This is a genomic window from Kiloniella laminariae DSM 19542 (assembly GCF_000374005.1).
GTDB classification, from domain to species: Bacteria; Pseudomonadota; Alphaproteobacteria; order Kiloniellales; family Kiloniellaceae; genus Kiloniella; species Kiloniella laminariae.
The window spans coordinates 1-16222 of sequence record NZ_KB893145.1; the positions used below are offsets into that span (position 1 = coordinate 1).

Sequence of the window (16222 nt, forward strand, 5' to 3'; positions counted from 1 at the left end):
CCAGTGATCATGTTCTTTACATAATCAGCGTGGCCTGGGCAATCAACGTGCGCATAGTGACGTCCGTCTGTCTCGTACTCAACGTGAGCAGTCGAAATCGTGATACCACGTGCACGCTCTTCTGGGGCCTTGTCGATGTCTTCAAACTTAACACCGGTCTTGCCTGCCGCTTCAGCCAATACTTTCGTAATCGCTGCGGTCAGGGTCGTCTTACCGTGGTCAACGTGACCAATCGTTCCAACGTTACAATGCGGTTTCGTCCGCTCAAACTTTTCCTTAGCCATCGGCTTTTAACTCCTTGTATAGCCTTTTGAAAGGCTGTTAAGCCAGTTTCGCAACCACTTCGTCAGCCACCGCTTTCGGTACCTGTTCGTAGTGATCGAAGACCATTGAATATTGTGCACGTCCCTGGCTCATAGAGCGCAAGGTGTTCACGTAACCAAACATGTTTGCCAGAGGCACCATTGCATTGATCACCTGGGCATTCCCACGGGCATCCATGCCCTGAACCTGACCACGACGGCTGTTCAGATCACCGATAATATCGCCCATGTATTCGTCCGGGGTCACAACTTCAACCTTCATCACCGGCTCAAGCAGAACAGGTGAACCTTTGCCAATACCTTCGCGGAAAGCTGCTTTCGCAGCGATTTCAAAAGCAAGAACAGAGGAGTCAACGTCATGGCTGGCGCCGTCAAGCAGCATCGCCTTGTAGTCGATCATCGGGAAACCGGCGATCACACCCGCATCGTTGGACTGGCGAAGGCCCTTCTCAACACCTGGAATGTATTCGCGCGGAACAGATCCACCAACAATTTTACTTTCGAATTCAAAACCTGATCCAGGAGGAAGAGGCTCAAACTGAACTTTAATACGCGCAAACTGACCAGAACCACCGGACTGCTTTTTATGAGTGTAATCGATCTCACAAACGCGGGTGATGGTTTCACGGTAAGCAACCTGCGGCGCACCAACGTTCGCTTCGACTTTGAATTCACGACGCATACGGTCAACAATGATATCGAGGTGAAGTTCACCCATACCCTTGATGACGGTCTGGCCACTTTCATTGTCAGAGGAAACGCGGAAAGAAGGATCTTCCTGAGCCAAACGGTTCAGAGCCAAGCCCATCTTTTCCTGGTCAGCCTTGGTTTTTGGTTCAACCGCAACTTCGATCACCGGCTCTGGGAATTCCATACGCTCGAGAATGATCGGCTTGAGGTTGTCACAAAGCGTATCACCCGTTGTCGTGTCCTTCAGACCGGCAATAGCAACGATGTCGCCTGCACGGGCCTCTTTCACGTCTTCACGGCTGTTCGCATGCATCTGAAGCATACGACCAATACGTTCGCGCTTGCCCTTAACGGAGTTCGTGATCTGGGTGCCTGTTGTGAAGGTACCGGAATAAACACGAACAAACGTCAGGGAACCAACAAAGGGGTCGGTCATGATCTTGAAAGCAAGACCAGCAGCCGGTGCATCATCTGCAGTCGGGCGCGTGTCTTCTTTTTCCGTATCCGGGTGAACCCCTTCAACGTCCTTAATGTCCAGTGGGGACGGCAGGAAATCGATCACAGCGTCAAGCAAAGGCTGAACGCCTTTGTTTTTGAAAGCTGTACCGTTAAGAACCGGAACAAAGTCCAGACCGATTGTACCCTTACGGATACAACGCTTCAGGGTTTCCATATCTGGCTCATTACCTTCCAGATAGGCTTCCATGACGGCTTCGTCCTGCTCAACAGCAAGCTCAATCATCTTTTCACGATATTCAAGAGCCATGTCCATCATGTCCGCAGGAATCTCTTCCTCGTCATACTGGGCACCCATGCTCTCGTCGTTCCAGACAATCGCCTTCATTTTCAGAAGATCGACTACACCGCGATATTCAGCTTCAGAACCGATAGGCAGCTGAAGAACCATCGGCACAGCAGCAAGACGACTAACCATCATCTTGACGCAACGATAGAAATCAGCACCTGTACGGTCCATCTTGTTGACAAAACACATACGAGGTACGTGATACTTGTCAGCCTGACGCCATACAGTCTCGGACTGCGGCTCAACACCAGCAACAGAGTCAAATACAGTTACCGCACCATCAAGAACACGCAGGGAACGCTCAACTTCAATTGTGAAGTCAACGTGTCCAGGCGTATCAATGATGTTGATACGGTTTTCTTTCCAGAAACAAGTCGTCGCGGCGGAGGTGATAGTGATACCACGCTCCTGCTCCTGTTCCATCCAGTCCATAGTCGCATTACCGTCATGAACCTCACCAATTTTGTGAGATACACCCGTGTAAAACAGAATACGTTCTGTGGTTGTGGTCTTGCCGGCATCAATGTGTGCCATGATACCAATATTACGATACCGCTCAAGCGGGGTCGTCCGTGACATAACGATGACCTCTTTAAATTACCAGCGGTAGTGTGAAAAGGCCTTGTTAGCCTCTGCCATGCGATGCGTGTCTTCACGCTTCTTCACAGCAGCACCCCGGTTGTTAGCGGCATCCATCAGCTCATTGGCAAGACGATCAACCATTGTGGTTTCAGAGCGCTTGCGCGCAGCAGCAATCAACCAACGGATGGCAAGCGCTTGCGCGCGGTCAGAGCGAACTTCAACAGGGACCTGGTAAGTTGCACCACCAACACGGCGGGAGCGAACTTCGAGGTCCGGACGAACATTACCCAATGCATCGTGAAAAACAGAGACAGTTTCTTCTGTCTTGTTACGCTCGGCAATGCGATCCAACGCACCGTAAACGATCTTTTCAGCAACACCCTTTTTGCCGTCAAGCATTAGGCAGTTCATGAATTTACTAAGCGTGACATCCCCGAACTTTGGATCAGGGAGGATCTCACGCTTCTCAGCTCTATGGCGACGAGACATGGTCGTTCCTTCGACTTACTTCGGACGCTTCGCGCCGTATTTCGAACGGCGTTGGCGACGATCTTTAACTCCCTGGGTGTCGAGGGTACCACGGATTACGTGATAACGGACACCGGGCAAATCCTTCACACGACCGCCGCGAATCATCACGACAGAGTGTTCCTGAAGGTTATGGCCTTCACCGGGAATGTAACTGGTAACTTCGAAACCGTTGGTAAGGCGCACACGTGCGACTTTACGGAGAGCGGAGTTAGGCTTTTTTGGCGTCGTGGTATAAACACGAGTACATACACCACGCTTTTGTGGGCATGCTTCGAGCGCCGGTACTTTGTTCCGAACAACCGGCGATTTGCGCGGTTTACGGATCAACTGGTTAATTGTAGGCATCAGGCAATCCTTAAAGCCAATAAAACAGAATTAGTTGCCACGCGATCGGATAATATCGTCCCGCGGACATCTCATCCTGTGTAACAGCTAGAAAACTAGGGTTTCGAGTCCTTTTCCCAAGCCAAATGGCAGGAGTCAGTTTCCCGAAAGTGGGCGCATACTATTGTCGCGACCTTCAACCGTCAAGTCTTGCTATAAAAATTTAACGGTTCCCACGAATTTCCGGGTCAGATCCGTGATATTTTGCGGATCTGACCCGGTATTGATTTAATCAACAGACCGGGAAGCAGATATTACTCTGCCGGAGCCTGTTCGCTGGCGAGGCTCGAATCGATTGCCTCATAAGCGGCGGCATCCTGAGACGCTACAATTTTCTCGTCCTGTTCAGCAGCGATTTTCTTCATGCGCTGCATCATAGCACCAGTACCTGCAGGTATCAGTCGGCCAACGATTACGTTCTCTTTCAGACCGATCAGCGTATCCATTTTACCATGGGTCGCCGCTTCGGTCAGAACGCGTGTTGTCTCCTGGAACGAAGCCGCGGAAATAAAGGAGCGTGTCTGCAGACTGGCTTTTGTAATCCCCTGGAGGATCGGACGACCAGCAGCCGGACGGCCACCTTCTTTAATCGCTTTTTCGTTCTCTTCGACAAATTCTTCACGATCTGCAGTTTCGCCAACCAGATAGGTTGTGTCACCACCATCGAGAATTTCGATCTTCTGCAACATCTGGCGGATGATCACTTCGATATGCTTATCGTTGATCTTCACACCCTGCAGTCGATAGACGCTCTGGATTTCGTTGATCAGGTAATCGGCAAGTGCCTCAACCCCGAGAACATCCAGAATATCATGCGGTACCTTGCTACCATCCATCAGCAGATCGCCGACTTCAACGAGGTCTCCCTCCTGGACAGCCAGGTGTTTGCCTTTTGGCAGCAGATATTCGCGTGGCTCAACGCCCTCTTCTTCCGAACGGACGACGATACGACGTTTTGCCTTGTAGTCTTTACCAAACTCGACACGACCAGCGATTTCAGAAATCACGGCATAGTCTTTTGGCTTACGGGCTTCAAACAGCTCGGCAACACGTGGCAGACCACCGGTAATATCACGGGTTTTAGAACCTTCACGCGGGATACGAGCAAGTACGTCACCAGCTCTTACCTTTGTACCAGGCTCAACTGAGAGGATCGCACCGACAGACATGAAGTAACGGGCTTCCATGTCATTATCGAGCATGATGATCTCACCGCTGTCGTCACGCAGTGTAATACGCGGCTTGAGATCAGCACCCTTCTGGGCCTGTTTCCACTCGACAACCTGACGGCTTGAAATCCCTGTGGTGTCATCCATGACTTCACGCATGGAAACGCCTTCAATCAGGTCAACAAAGCTGGCAACACCTTCTTTTTCCGAAATAATCGGAATAGTGTAGGGATCCCACTCAGCCAGTTTCTGACCTTTCTTACAGACATCCCCCTCGTCAAGCAGAAGCTTGGTACCATACTGCAGACGGTGACGGGCACGCTCACGGTTGTTCTTGTCACGGATAACCAGTTCCTGGCTACGACCCATAACAATTGGCAGACCATCAGAGTTCATCACAACACTACGGTTTTTAATATGAACCGTACCATCAAGAGACGCTTCGATGGAAGACTGCTCGGAACCACCCTGCGCCGCACCACCAATGTGGAAGGTACGCATGGTCAGCTGTGTACCAGGTTCACCGATGGACTGTGCAGCAATAACGCCGACGGCCTCACCTGTGTAAACCCGGGTACCGCGTGACAGATCACGACCGTAACACTGGGCACAAACACCGGTTTTGGCTTTACACATCAAAGGAGAACGAACCTGGATCGTATCAAGACCAGCACGATCGATTTCATCGAGATGCTCTTCAGAAATGATATCACCAGCAGCGACGATAACCTGTTTTGTCAGCGGGCTGACGATATCCGCGATTGTCGAACGACCGAGCAGACGCTCGCTCAGGGAAGCAATAACTTCACCACCGTCAATAACCGCAGAAATATTCATGCCAACATCAGTACCACAATCATCTTCGAAGATGATCGCATCCTGGGCAACGTCAACCAGACGACGGGTCAGATAACCAGAGTTCGCCGTTTTCAACGCCGTATCAGCCAGACCTTTACGAGCACCGTGGGTAGAGTTGAAGTACTCTAGAACCGTCAGGCCTTCTTTAAAGTTCGAGATAATCGGCGTTTCAATGATTGAACCATCCGGCTTGGCCATCAGACCACGCATACCGGCCAGCTGCTTGATCTGTGCAGCAGAACCACGCGCACCGGAGTGTGCCATCATGTAAACAGAGTTAACATCACGACCTTTTGCAGCAGAGATAACCTTCATCATCTCGTCGGCAACGCGGTCAGAACACTGAGCCCAGATATCGACAACCTTGTTGTACTTCTCACCACGGGTGATCAGACCATCAAGATACTGCTGTTCAAATTCCTTAACCTGTGCCTGAGCTTCTTCGATCAGCTCGATCTTGGCTTCGGGAATCTGCATATCGTCCTTACCGAACGAAATACCGGCTCGACAAGCGTGGCTGAAACCAAGCTTCATGATCCGGTCACAGAAGATCACAGTCTCTTTCTGACCACAGTGACGATACACCATGTCAATGACATCAGAAACTTCGCGCTTGGTCAGCAGACGGTTCATCATGCTGAACGGAAGTTTTGGATGTTTCGGGAAGAGTTCGGCAAGTTTCATACGACCAGGAGTCGTCTCAACCAGCTTGGCAACAGGTTTGTTGTCCGCATCTACCGTGTGATAACGGGCAGTGATCTTGGTATGCAGGGAAATAACCTTGCTCTGCAACGCGTGATCAATCTCGGCCATATCACCGAAAGCCATGCCCTCGCCCGGCTCGTTTTCCATCATCATAGACAGATAATAGATCCCGAGAACAATATCCTGTGAAGGAACGATAATCGGCTTGCCGTTCGCAGGTGACAGGATGTTGTTGGTCGACATCATCAACACACGGGCTTCAAGCTGTGCTTCCAGGGAAAGCGGTACGTGTACCGCCATCTGATCGCCGTCAAAATCAGCGTTGAAAGCCGTACAGACCAGCGGGTGAAGCTGAATGGCTTTACCTTCGATCAGCGTTGGCTCGAATGCCTGGATACCAAGGCGGTGAAGTGTCGGCGCACGGTTCAGCATGACCGGGTGCTCGCGGATAACTTCCTCGAGAATGTCCCAGACTTCCGAACGGGCTTTTTCCACCATGCGCTTAGCAGCCTTGATGGTCGAAGCAAGCCCGTAGAGCTCGAGCTTGGAATAGATAAACGGCTTGAACAGCTCAAGCGCCATCTTCTTCGGCAGACCACACTGATGCAGTTTCAGCTCTGGACCAACCACGATCACGGAACGGCCGGAATAATCCACACGTTTACCGAGAAGGTTCTGACGGAAACGACCCTGTTTCCCCTTGAGCATGTCAGAAAGGGATTTCAGAGGACGTTTGTTGGCACCAGTGATAACACGGCCACGACGGCCATTATCAAACAGCGCATCAACAGATTCCTGCAGCATACGCTTTTCGTTACGTACGATGATATCAGGAGCACGCAGTTCAATCAGGCGCTTCAGACGGTTGTTACGGTTGATCACGCGGCGGTAAAGATCGTTCAGATCAGAGGTCGCGAAACGACCACCATCCAAAGGAACCAACGGACGCAATTCTGGCGGGATCACAGGAACGACATCCAGGATCATCCACTCGGGACGCGAACCGGATTCAAGGAAAGCCTCGACAATCTTCAGGCGTTTGACCAGTTTCTTGCGTTTGGCTTCAGAGTTGGTATCACGCAGTTCCTGACGGATCTCGGTCTTCTCTTCTTCCAGATCCAGGCTGGAGAGAATATCCTTGATCGCTTCCGCACCGATCTTGGCGGTAAAAGCGTCTTCGCCGTACTCGTCCTGCGCATCCATGAACTCTTCTTCGCTGAGCAGCTGATGCTGCTTCATCGGCGTAAGACCGGGTTCAACCACAACGAAGTTTTCGAAGTAGAGAATACGTTCGAGATCCTTCAAAGGCATATCAACCAGCAGGCCGATACGGCTTGGAAGAGATTTCAGGAACCAGATATGAGCAACCGGGCTGGCCAGCTCGATATGTCCCATACGTTCGCGGCGTACCTTGGAAAGCGTGACTTCAACACCACACTTCTCACAGATAATACCGCGGTATTTCATGCGCTTGTACTTACCGCACAGGCATTCGTAGTCCTTGATAGGTCCAAAAATGCGCGCACAGAACAAACNATCGCGCTCAGGCTTGAAAGTACGATAGTTGATGGTTTCAGGCTTCTTGATTTCGCCAAATGACCATGACCGGATACGCTCAGGGCTCGCAATTGAAATGCGGATCTGATCAAAAGTCTGTGGACCAGAAGTCTGACCGAAAAGATTCATCAACTCGTTGGACATCGGTGTCTCCCGACTAAATTCTATTCTCTAACCTTTAACGTCGATAACAGGGGCCCGAAGGCCCCCGCCATCAAGCATCGCTTTGCGTCAGTTCCACATTCAGACCAAGGGAACGAAGCTCCTTGACCAAAACGTTAAAGGACTCAGGAATACCTGCCTCGAAATTCTCGTCACCCTTGACGATCGCTTCATAGACCTTGGTACGACCGGATACGTCATCTGACTTAACGGTCAACATTTCCTGCAGGGTATAAGCAGCACCATAAGCTTCAAGTGCCCAGACCTCCATCTCCCCGAAACGCTGTCCACCGAACTGGGCTTTACCCCCCAGAGGCTGCTGCGTAACAAGCGAGTATGGACCGATTGAACGGGCGTGGATCTTGTCATCAACCAGGTGATGAAGCTTGAGCATATAGATGTAGCCAACCGTAACGTTACGATCGAACTGCTCACCCGTACGTCCATCGATCAGACGAACCTGACCGGAACTGTCCAGGCCAGCCTTGTTGAGCATGTCAACAACGTCTTTTTCCTTGGCACCATCGAAAACAGGTGTCGCAATCGGCACGCCGTTTCTCAAGTTATGACCCAGCTCATCCAGAGCGGCTTCGTCCATGTTGACGATGTCTTCATTGTAGACTTCCTCACCATAGACATCGAGCAGCTTGGATTTGAGGTTGTCATAGTTACCGCTGCGACGGGAGTCGACAACGATATCACCGATCTGGTGTCCCAGACCACGACAAGCCCAACCCAGATGGGTTTCAAGGATCTGACCCACGTTCATACGTGAAGGCACACCAAGCGGGTTCAACACGATATCAACAGGCGTACCATCTTCGGTATAAGGCATGTCTTCAACCGGCATAATGCGGGAGATAACACCCTTGTTTCCGTGACGACCAGCCATTTTATCACCAGGCTGAAGCTTGCGCTTCACCGCAACGAAGACTTTGACCATCTTCATCACACCAGGCAACAACTCATCACCGCGTTGAAGCTTTTCGACCTTGTCTTCAAAACGTTTGGTCAGCTCGACAATCGAATCTTCGAACTGCTTGTTCAGGGCTTCAATACCAGCCTGTGCAGTATCATCTTCGACTGAAATCTGGCGCCACTGACCCTGGGTGTAATCCCCGAGCAGTGCGGCGTCAACCTTGCCGCCAGTAGGCATTCCTTTTGGACCGCTTACCACGACATGACCTTCAAGAACCTCTTTCAGGCGGTCGTAGAAGCTGCGCTCGAGAATGCCACGTTCATCATCACGGTCTTTTGCAAGATGTTCGATTTCAAGACGCTCAATCGCCAGCTCACGTTCATCTTTCTCAACACCACGGCGCGAGAAGACACGAACGTCAACAACGGTTCCAACACCCCCAGGCGGTACACGCAAGGAAGTATCACGAACGTCAGAGGCTTTCTCGCCAAAGATCGCACGAAGAAGTTTTTCTTCAGGCGTCATTGGTGATTCACCCTTTGGCGTTACCTTACCAACAAGAATGTCGCCAGGGTTAACTTCCGCCCCGATGTAGACCATACCGGCTTCATCAAGGTTACGTAGGGCGTCTTCACCAACGTTTGGAATATCACGGGTAATTTCTTCCTGACCAAGCTTGGTATCACGGGCCATGACTTCGTATTCCTCGATGTGGATCGAGGTGAAGACGTCATCGCGTACGATACGTTCGGAGATCAGGATGGAATCCTCATAGTTGTAACCATTCCATGGCATAAAGGCCACGAGCACGTTACGACCAAGAGCCAGCTCACCCATATCAGTAGATGGGCCGTCCGCCATGATATCACCACGGTCAACCAGATCGCCAACTTTCACAAGCGGCCGCTGGTTGATACAGGTGTTCTGGTTGGAACGCTGGAACTTCTGAAGATTGTAGATATCAACAGCCCCCTCGCCCATTGTCATGTCGTCACGGACACGAACAACGATACGGGTTGCGTCAACCTGGTCCACAATACCACCGCGACGGGCCGTAATGGCCACACCGGAATCCTGAGCCACACGTGGCTCCATTCCGGTACCCACGAAAGGCGCTTCGGCTTTCAGCAGAGGAACAGCCTGACGCTGCATGTTTGATCCCATAAGCGCGCGGTTCGCGTCATCGTTCTCAAGGAACGGGATCAGGGCCGCAGCAACAGATACCAGCTGCTTTGGCGATACATCAATCAGGTTGATTTCTTCACTGCGGGTAACGAAATAGTCCCCGTTCTTGCGACAGGAGATCAGTTCGTCAACAAAAGTATTGTTTTCGTTCAGCGCAGCGTTGGCCTCCGCAATCGTGTAGCGGCCCTCTTCCATCGCGCTGAGATAAACAACGTCATCGGTAACAACGCCGTCTTTAACTTTACGATAAGGGCTTTCGATAAAGCCATAAGGGTTCACACGGGCGTAGGTCGCCAGTGAGTTGATCAGACCAATGTTCGGACCTTCCGGTGTTTCAATCGGGCAGATACGACCATAGTGCGTGGCGTGAACGTCACGCACTTCAAAGCCTGCACGCTCACGGGTCAGACCACCAGGGCCCAAGGCAGAAAGACGACGCTTGTGCGTAATTTCTGACAGCGGGTTGGTCTGATCCATAAACTGGGACAGCTGGGAAGAGCCGAAGAATTCACGTACAGCTGCGGCAACCGGCTTCGCGTTGATCAGATCGTGCGGCATAACCGTGTCGATCTCGACAGAGCTCATCCGCTCCTTGATCGCACGTTCCATACGCAACAGACCAACACGGAACTGGTTTTCCATCAGCTCGCCAACAGAACGGACACGACGGTTACCAAGGTGATCGATATCATCGATCTCGCCTTTGCCGTCTTTCAGCTCACAAAGAATTTTCACAATCCGGAGAATATCTTCGCGACGCAGAGTACGCTGCTGATCATCAGTCTCGAAATCGAGACGGGCATTCATCTTCACACGACCAACCGATGACAGGTCATAGCGTTCGCCATCAAAGAAAAGGCCGTTAAACATGTTTTCGGCAGCTTCAAGGGTTGGCGGCTCGCCAGGACGCATCACACGATAGATGTCAATCAGGGCATCTTCGCGGGTTGCGTTCTTGTCGATAGAAAGTGTGTTGCGGATATAGGGACCAACATTGACATAATCGATACCGAGAATGGCGATGTCAGACATACCGGTTCCAACCAGGCTTGCCAGAAGCTCTTCGGTGATCTCTTCACCAGCTTCACAGATCACTTCACCATTATCCATGTTGATGTGATCATTGGCAATGTAGGCGCCAATCAGGTCGTCTTCAGGTACAAAGATCTCGCTCAGACCATCGTCAACCAGCTTGCGGATCTGACGCGGCGTCAGTTTGGTACCGGTCTCGGCAACGACTTTACCACTGACAGCATCGACAAGATCACTCGTCAGCTTCACACCCTTGAGGGCATCAGCATCAAAAGGCTTCTTCCAGCCTTTTGGCGTCTTGGAATAGACAACGGTGCTGTAGAAGTAATTCAGCAGGTCCTCGGGGGACATACCAGTCGCTTCCTGTGGCGCAAGTGCCTGACCGGCTTCAGCCAATTCAGCACGACGCTGCACAGTCTCTTCGTTATCAAGAGCAAGCAACAGGGTTGTCGCAGGCAGTTTACGGCGACGGTCAATACGCACATACGCCATATCCTTGGCATCAAACTCGAAGTCGAGCCAGGAACCGCGGTAAGGGATAACCCGCGCTGCAAACAGAAACTTGCCGGAAGAATGGGTTTTTCCACGGTCGTGGTCAAAGAACACGCCGGGGCTACGGTGCATCTGGGAAACGATCACACGCTCTGTGCCGTTTACAACAAAGGTGCCGTGGCGCGTCATCATAGGCAGGTCGCCCATGTATACGTCCTGCTCCTTGATGTCGCGAATAGAACGCGCACCAGTGTCTTCGTCTACGTCCCACACCACAAGTCGCAGTGTTACCTTGAGCGGTGCTGCAAAGGTAATGCCGCGTTGCTGGCACTCCTCGACATCGAATTTAGGTTGTTCCAGTTCATAGCGCAGAAACTGAAGTTCTGCCTTGTCAGCAAAGTCCTTGATCGAAAAAATCGACTCAAATACTTCCTGCAGGCCTGTCTTTTTGCGCTCAGAAGCAGGAACGCCTACCTGGAGGAACTGATCGTAAGAAGCTTTCTGGACCTCGATCAGGTTAGGCATAGTGCTCACTTCCGTGATACGCCCGAAGTCCTTGCGAATGCGCTTGCGACCCGTAAACGATCTCGCCATGTCAGTAACGTCCTCGTCCCATTGGGTGTTGGCGAAAGGGAATGCCCCTGACGCCAAATAAATATCTAAAAAATTTCTTGGCTCTCACCCCGAAACGGGACAATCACCAAGTCAGGAGGTGAAATTCACACCTTACCCCCGAAAGGCGCAGAAAACCGGCGCGGCAAACAGCGTAAGCTGCTTACCGGCCGGGTTTTCTGAAACTGTAGTGACACAGAACTCAAGATTACTTGAGTTCAACAGTTGCGCCAGCTTCTACCAGTTTAGCTTTAATTGCTTCAGCTTCGTCTTTGGAAACGCCGGCTTTAACAGTGCCAGGTGTACCTTCAACCAAGTCTTTAGCTTCTTTCAGGCCGAGACCTGTAATAGCGCGCACTTCTTTAATGACGTTGATTTTCTTTTCGCCAGCAGCGGTCAGAATAACGTCAAACTCAGTCTGAGCTTCAGCAGCAGGACCGGCATCGCCAGCAACAGCAGCAACAGCTACAGGAGCAGCAGCGGAAACGCCCCAGTGCTCTTCGAGTTTTTTAGAAAGTTCGGCAGCTTCGAGAACAGTCAGTTTGGACAGTTCTTCAACCAATTTATCAAGATCAGCCATTGTATTTTCCTCTAAGGCTTGAACAAAGAATATTTAACAAAACCGTTAAGCAGCTTTGCCTTGAGACGCGTAGGCACCAAATACGCGGGCCAGCTGGGCAGCAGGAGCTTGCGTAACACCAGCAACTTTCGTCGCAGGCGCCTGCAAGAGGCCAACCAGTTTACCGCGCAGTTCGTCGAGGGACGGCAGGCTGGCAAGAGCCTTGACGCCAGCAGCATCAAGAATCGTGTCACCCATTGCACCGCCGACGATAGTCAGCTTCTCGTTCTTCTTGGCGAACTCGACGCAGACTTTAGCCGCTGCAATCGGATCTACAGACGTAGCAATCGCTGTAGGGCCGACAAACATTGACCGCAGTGCCTCAAATTTCGTGCCTTCAAGAGCAATCTTCGCCAGCCGGTTTTTCGCAACTTTATAGCTAGCGCCACTATCCCTTGCGCCAGAGCGCAATTCGGAAACTTCAGAGACTGTCAGACCTGACTGCTGAGTAACAACAACCAGACCGGAGTCCACAAAGACTTCCTTCAGGAAAGCAACGAGCTCTTCTTTCTGTGTACGATCCACGGTAGCTCCGCTCGTTATGACCCTGACCAAAAACGGCAAGGATCGATTTGCACGAGAATCCCTCCATCACCAGAGAGATTCGGTTCGCCTGTCCTGGAAGTTCAAGCCTTACATAACCGGAGGACCCGGCATGCATTAACTCGCTTCCCGTCTATTGCAGGCCCCCAAAGGGCTTAAGTTCCGAGCAGGAACACCTACAGTCATGGACAGGTCGCAACAGAACTCAAAAAATTCTGTTGCAGGAACAGCGGAAGAACGTCTTCTCCCGCTNAGTGATGCCCTAATACACCAAAAATTTCCCTACGTACAGAGATTACTCTGCAGCGATAGAAGAAATTTCCAGTTTAACGCCAGGTCCCATCGTGGATGAGAGCGCAATGCGTTTAAGATATGTACCTTTAGCGCCGGTTGGACGGGCCTTGTTGATCGCATCCACGAAAGCGCGAACGTTCTCAATCAGCTGACCTTCATCGAAGCTCAACTTGCCGATACCAGCGTGAACAATACCGGCTTTCTCGGCGCGGAATTCAACCTGACCAGCTTTAACCGCTTCAACAGCACCTTTAACATCAGCAGTAACCGTGCCGAGTTTCGGGTTTGGCATCAGACCACGCGGGCCGAGAACCTTACCGAGACGACCAACGATTGCCATCATGTCCGGTGTTGCGATAACGCGATCAAAATTCATCTCGCCGCCCTGGATCTTTTCCATAAGATCTTCGGCACCAACGATTTCCGCACCAGCAGCCAGAGCTTCTTCAGCTTTGGCATCACGGGCGAAGACAGCAACGCGAACGCTTTTGCCTGTGCCGTGTGGCAGCGCAACAACACCACGAACATTCTGGTCTGCGTGACGTGGGTCAACACCCAGGTTCAGCGCAACTTCCAGAGTTTCGTCGAATTTTGTTTTGGCGCGCTCTTTGATGAGCTTTACAGCTTCTTCCAGTCCGAAAAGCTTGTCGCGATCGAGACCTTCGTAAGCATTGACAATACGTTTACCTTTTTTAGCCATGGTCTTAGCCCTTCACTTCCAGGCCCATGGAGCGTGCAGTACCCATAATGATATGGCTTGCAGCATCCAGGTCGTTAGCATTCAGGTCAGCCATTTTGGTCTGTGCGATTTCACGGACCTGGTCCATGGAAACAGAACCAACAAAGCCCTTGCCCGGTGTCTGGCTACCCTTGGGCAGGCCAGCAGCTTTTTTCAGGAAAAAGCTGGCAGGAGGCGTTTTGGTGACAAAAGTGAATGAGCGGTCACTATAAGCAGTGATCACAACTGGAGTAGGCGTGCCTTTTTCCACGTCACCTGTTGCAGCATTGAATGCCTTACAGAATTCCATGATGTTCAGACCACGCTGACCAAGCGCTGGACCTACTGGCGGTGATGGATTAGCAGCACCGGCAGGGATCTCAAGCTTGATATAGCCTGCGATTTTCTTTGCCATTGATTTACCCTCTTTTCAATTGGGTGCGCGGTATGGCTATGGCGGGCCCACCGCACGAGAACGGCCGCTGATGCGGCCGCTTAACGAAAAACCGTAAATATTTTACTGCTTTTCGACCTGGTTGTACTCCAGCTCAACCGGCGTGGAACGACCAAAGATCGAAACAGCAACCTTGAGGCGGGCCTTTTCCTCGTCCACATCCTCAACGACACCGTTGAAGGATGCAAAAGGACCATCGCTGACGCGAACAGTCTCGCCAACCTCGAAAGTAACAGACGGACGCGGACGATCCACACCTTCTTGAACCTGCTGCAGCATCTGCTGCGCTTCGCGTTCAGAGATAGGCAAAGGCCGCCCCTTGCTGCCGAGGAAACCGGTAACCTTTGGCGTATCTTTCACCAGGTGCCAGCTCTCGTCGGTCAGGTGCATCTTGACCATAACATAGCCCGGGAAGAACTTGCGCTCACCAGCCACTTTCTGGCCACGGCGCATCTCAACGACTTCCTCAGTCGGAACGAGAACTTCCTCGAAACTTTCTTCCATATTCTTTTTGGCAGCCTGCTCACGAATAGCCTCGGCAACCTTTTTCTCAAATCCGGAATAAACGTGGATTACGTACCAGCGCGCAGCCATCAGTTTATCCTCCCAGACCCAAAACGAGTTTAACACCTTGATTCAAAAGCAGATCGACCAAAAAAAAGAAGGTCGCTGTCAGGGTTACCATGACAAACACCAGACCTGTGGTAACCAGGGTTTCTTTCCGCGTCGGCCAAGTCACTTTACTCAGTTCCTGGCGGAACTCTTTCACGAACTGACCGGGATTGGTCTTTGCCATTCCTAAAACGCCTTTAAACTTGGCACCCTCTTGCTGAGGATGAAACGTTACAAATACGATAGTCATACACCGCAAAGATTAAGTGCGGGTATCCGCAACAACAAGCCCTCATCTTGACAGGGCTTAGTGGCAGGAGAGGAGGGACTCGAACCCACAACCCCCGGTTTTGGAGACCGGTGCTCTACCAATTGAGCTACTCTCCTACAGGATCAGGTCATCACCAGTGACTCGGTCACATCGACCTGATCACGTTGACGACGGGGGGTTCTTTAGCAGGACACCCCGTCGCTATCAACGTTTTTTTTATATTATTTCGTGATACCGGAAACAACACCCGCACCAACAGTACGGCCACCTTCACGGATCGCGAAACGAAGACCGTCAGTCATCGCAATCGGAGCAATCAGTTCAACGTCCATGGTGATGTTATCACCAGGCATAACCATCTCCGTGCCTTCTGGAAGAGTAACAACGCCAGTCACGTCAGTTGTACGGAAGTAGAACTGTGGACGGTAGTTGGTGAAGAATGGTGTGTGACGACCACCTTCCTCTTTCGTCAGGATATAAGCTTCAGCTTTGAAGTTGGTGTGCGGGGTAATGGAACCTGGCTTNGCNAGAACCTGACCACGNTCAACATCATCACGGCCAACGCCACGAAGAAGGGCACCGATGTTATCACCAGCCTGGCCCTGATCGAGCAGCTTGCGGAACATCTCAACACCAGTACAGGTGCTTTTCTGCGTGTCACGGATACCAACGATCTCAACTTCTTCGCCAACCTTGACGATACCA

Annotated in this window: 13 protein-coding genes and 1 tRNA gene; all 14 read right to left on the reverse strand. The window is 51.4% G+C overall.

What is annotated here, in order from left to right; all coding sequences use genetic code 11:
* On the reverse strand, positions 1 to 284 hold a 284-nt coding region (locus B152_RS23320; RefSeq protein WP_033406102.1), incomplete at its 3' end, for a GTP-binding protein.
* A gap of 37 nt (positions 285 to 321) precedes the next feature.
* Positions 322 to 2397, reverse strand: a complete 2076-nt coding sequence (gene fusA / locus B152_RS0110670; protein ID WP_020592410.1) for an elongation factor G — start codon at positions 2395 to 2397, stop codon at positions 322 to 324.
* An 18-nt stretch (positions 2398 to 2415) separates the two neighbouring features.
* A complete protein-coding gene (rpsG, locus tag B152_RS0110675) occupies positions 2416 to 2889 on the reverse strand; it encodes a 30S ribosomal protein S7 (RefSeq protein WP_026261461.1) in 474 nt (157 codons plus the stop codon).
* A 15-nt stretch (positions 2890 to 2904) separates the two neighbouring features.
* Positions 2905 to 3276, reverse strand: a complete 372-nt coding sequence (gene rpsL, locus B152_RS0110680; RefSeq protein ID WP_020592412.1) for a 30S ribosomal protein S12 — start codon at positions 3274 to 3276, stop codon at positions 2905 to 2907.
* Positions 3277 to 3569: 293 nt separating this feature from the next.
* Positions 3570 to 7748, reverse strand: a complete 4179-nt coding sequence (gene rpoC / locus B152_RS0110685; RefSeq protein WP_020592413.1) for a DNA-directed RNA polymerase subunit beta' — start codon at positions 7746 to 7748, stop codon at positions 3570 to 3572.
* Positions 7749 to 7818: 70 nt separating this feature from the next.
* On the reverse strand, positions 7819 to 11988 hold the full coding sequence (rpoB, locus tag B152_RS0110690; protein WP_026261462.1) for a DNA-directed RNA polymerase subunit beta: 4170 nt from the start codon (positions 11986 to 11988) through the stop codon (positions 7819 to 7821).
* A gap of 226 nt (positions 11989 to 12214) precedes the next feature.
* Positions 12215 to 12586, reverse strand: a complete 372-nt coding sequence (rplL, locus tag B152_RS0110695; RefSeq protein ID WP_020592415.1) for a 50S ribosomal protein L7/L12 — start codon at positions 12584 to 12586, stop codon at positions 12215 to 12217.
* A gap of 45 nt (positions 12587 to 12631) precedes the next feature.
* Positions 12632 to 13150 (reverse strand): 50S ribosomal protein L10, encoded by a 519-nt coding sequence (gene rplJ, locus B152_RS0110700; RefSeq protein WP_020592416.1) that lies wholly within the window; start codon positions 13148 to 13150, stop codon positions 12632 to 12634.
* 313 nt (positions 13151 to 13463) lie between these two features.
* Positions 13464 to 14162: a 50S ribosomal protein L1 gene (rplA, locus tag B152_RS0110705; protein WP_020592417.1), complete on the reverse strand. Its 699-nt coding sequence runs from the start codon at positions 14160 to 14162 to the stop codon at positions 13464 to 13466.
* 4 nt (positions 14163 to 14166) lie between these two features.
* Positions 14167 to 14595 (reverse strand): 50S ribosomal protein L11, encoded by a 429-nt coding sequence (rplK, locus tag B152_RS0110710; RefSeq protein ID WP_020592418.1) that lies wholly within the window; start codon positions 14593 to 14595, stop codon positions 14167 to 14169.
* A 102-nt stretch (positions 14596 to 14697) separates the two neighbouring features.
* Positions 14698 to 15228, reverse strand: a complete 531-nt coding sequence (nusG, locus tag B152_RS0110715; RefSeq protein ID WP_020592419.1) for a transcription termination/antitermination protein NusG — start codon at positions 15226 to 15228, stop codon at positions 14698 to 14700.
* Positions 15229 to 15232: 4 nt separating this feature from the next.
* On the reverse strand, positions 15233 to 15430 hold the full coding sequence (gene secE, locus B152_RS0110720) for a preprotein translocase subunit SecE (protein ID WP_020592420.1): 198 nt from the start codon (positions 15428 to 15430) through the stop codon (positions 15233 to 15235).
* Positions 15431 to 15557: 127 nt separating this feature from the next.
* A tRNA-Trp gene (locus B152_RS0110725) sits at positions 15558 to 15633 on the reverse strand.
* A 105-nt stretch (positions 15634 to 15738) separates the two neighbouring features.
* On the reverse strand, positions 15739 to 16222 hold a 484-nt coding region (locus tag B152_RS0110730; protein WP_020592348.1), incomplete at its 5' end, for an EF-Tu C-terminal domain-related protein.

Excerpts from the sequence above, each read along its gene's own strand:
- fusA (WP_020592410.1), bottom strand. The coding sequence starts at position 2,397 with ATGTCACGGACGACCCCGCTTGAGCGGTATCGTAATATTGGTATCATG.
- rpsG (WP_026261461.1), bottom strand. The coding sequence starts at position 2,889 with ATGTCTCGTCGCCATAGAGCTGAGAAGCGTGAGATCCTCCCTGATCCA.
- rpsL (WP_020592412.1), bottom strand. The coding sequence starts at position 3,276 with ATGCCTACAATTAACCAGTTGATCCGTAAACCGCGCAAATCGCCGGTT.
- rpoB (WP_026261462.1), bottom strand. The coding sequence starts at position 11,988 with ATGGCGAGATCGTTTACGGGTCGCAAGCGCATTCGCAAGGACTTCGGG.
- rplL (WP_020592415.1), bottom strand. The coding sequence starts at position 12,586 with ATGGCTGATCTTGATAAATTGGTTGAAGAACTGTCCAAACTGACTGTT.
- rplA (WP_020592417.1), bottom strand. The coding sequence starts at position 14,162 with ATGGCTAAAAAAGGTAAACGTATTGTCAATGCTTACGAAGGTCTCGAT.
- rplK (WP_020592418.1), bottom strand. The coding sequence starts at position 14,595 with ATGGCAAAGAAAATCGCAGGCTATATCAAGCTTGAGATCCCTGCCGGT.
- nusG (WP_020592419.1), bottom strand. The coding sequence starts at position 15,228 with ATGGCTGCGCGCTGGTACGTAATCCACGTTTATTCCGGATTTGAGAAA.
- secE (WP_020592420.1), bottom strand. The coding sequence starts at position 15,430 with ATGGCAAAGACCAATCCCGGTCAGTTCGTGAAAGAGTTCCGCCAGGAA.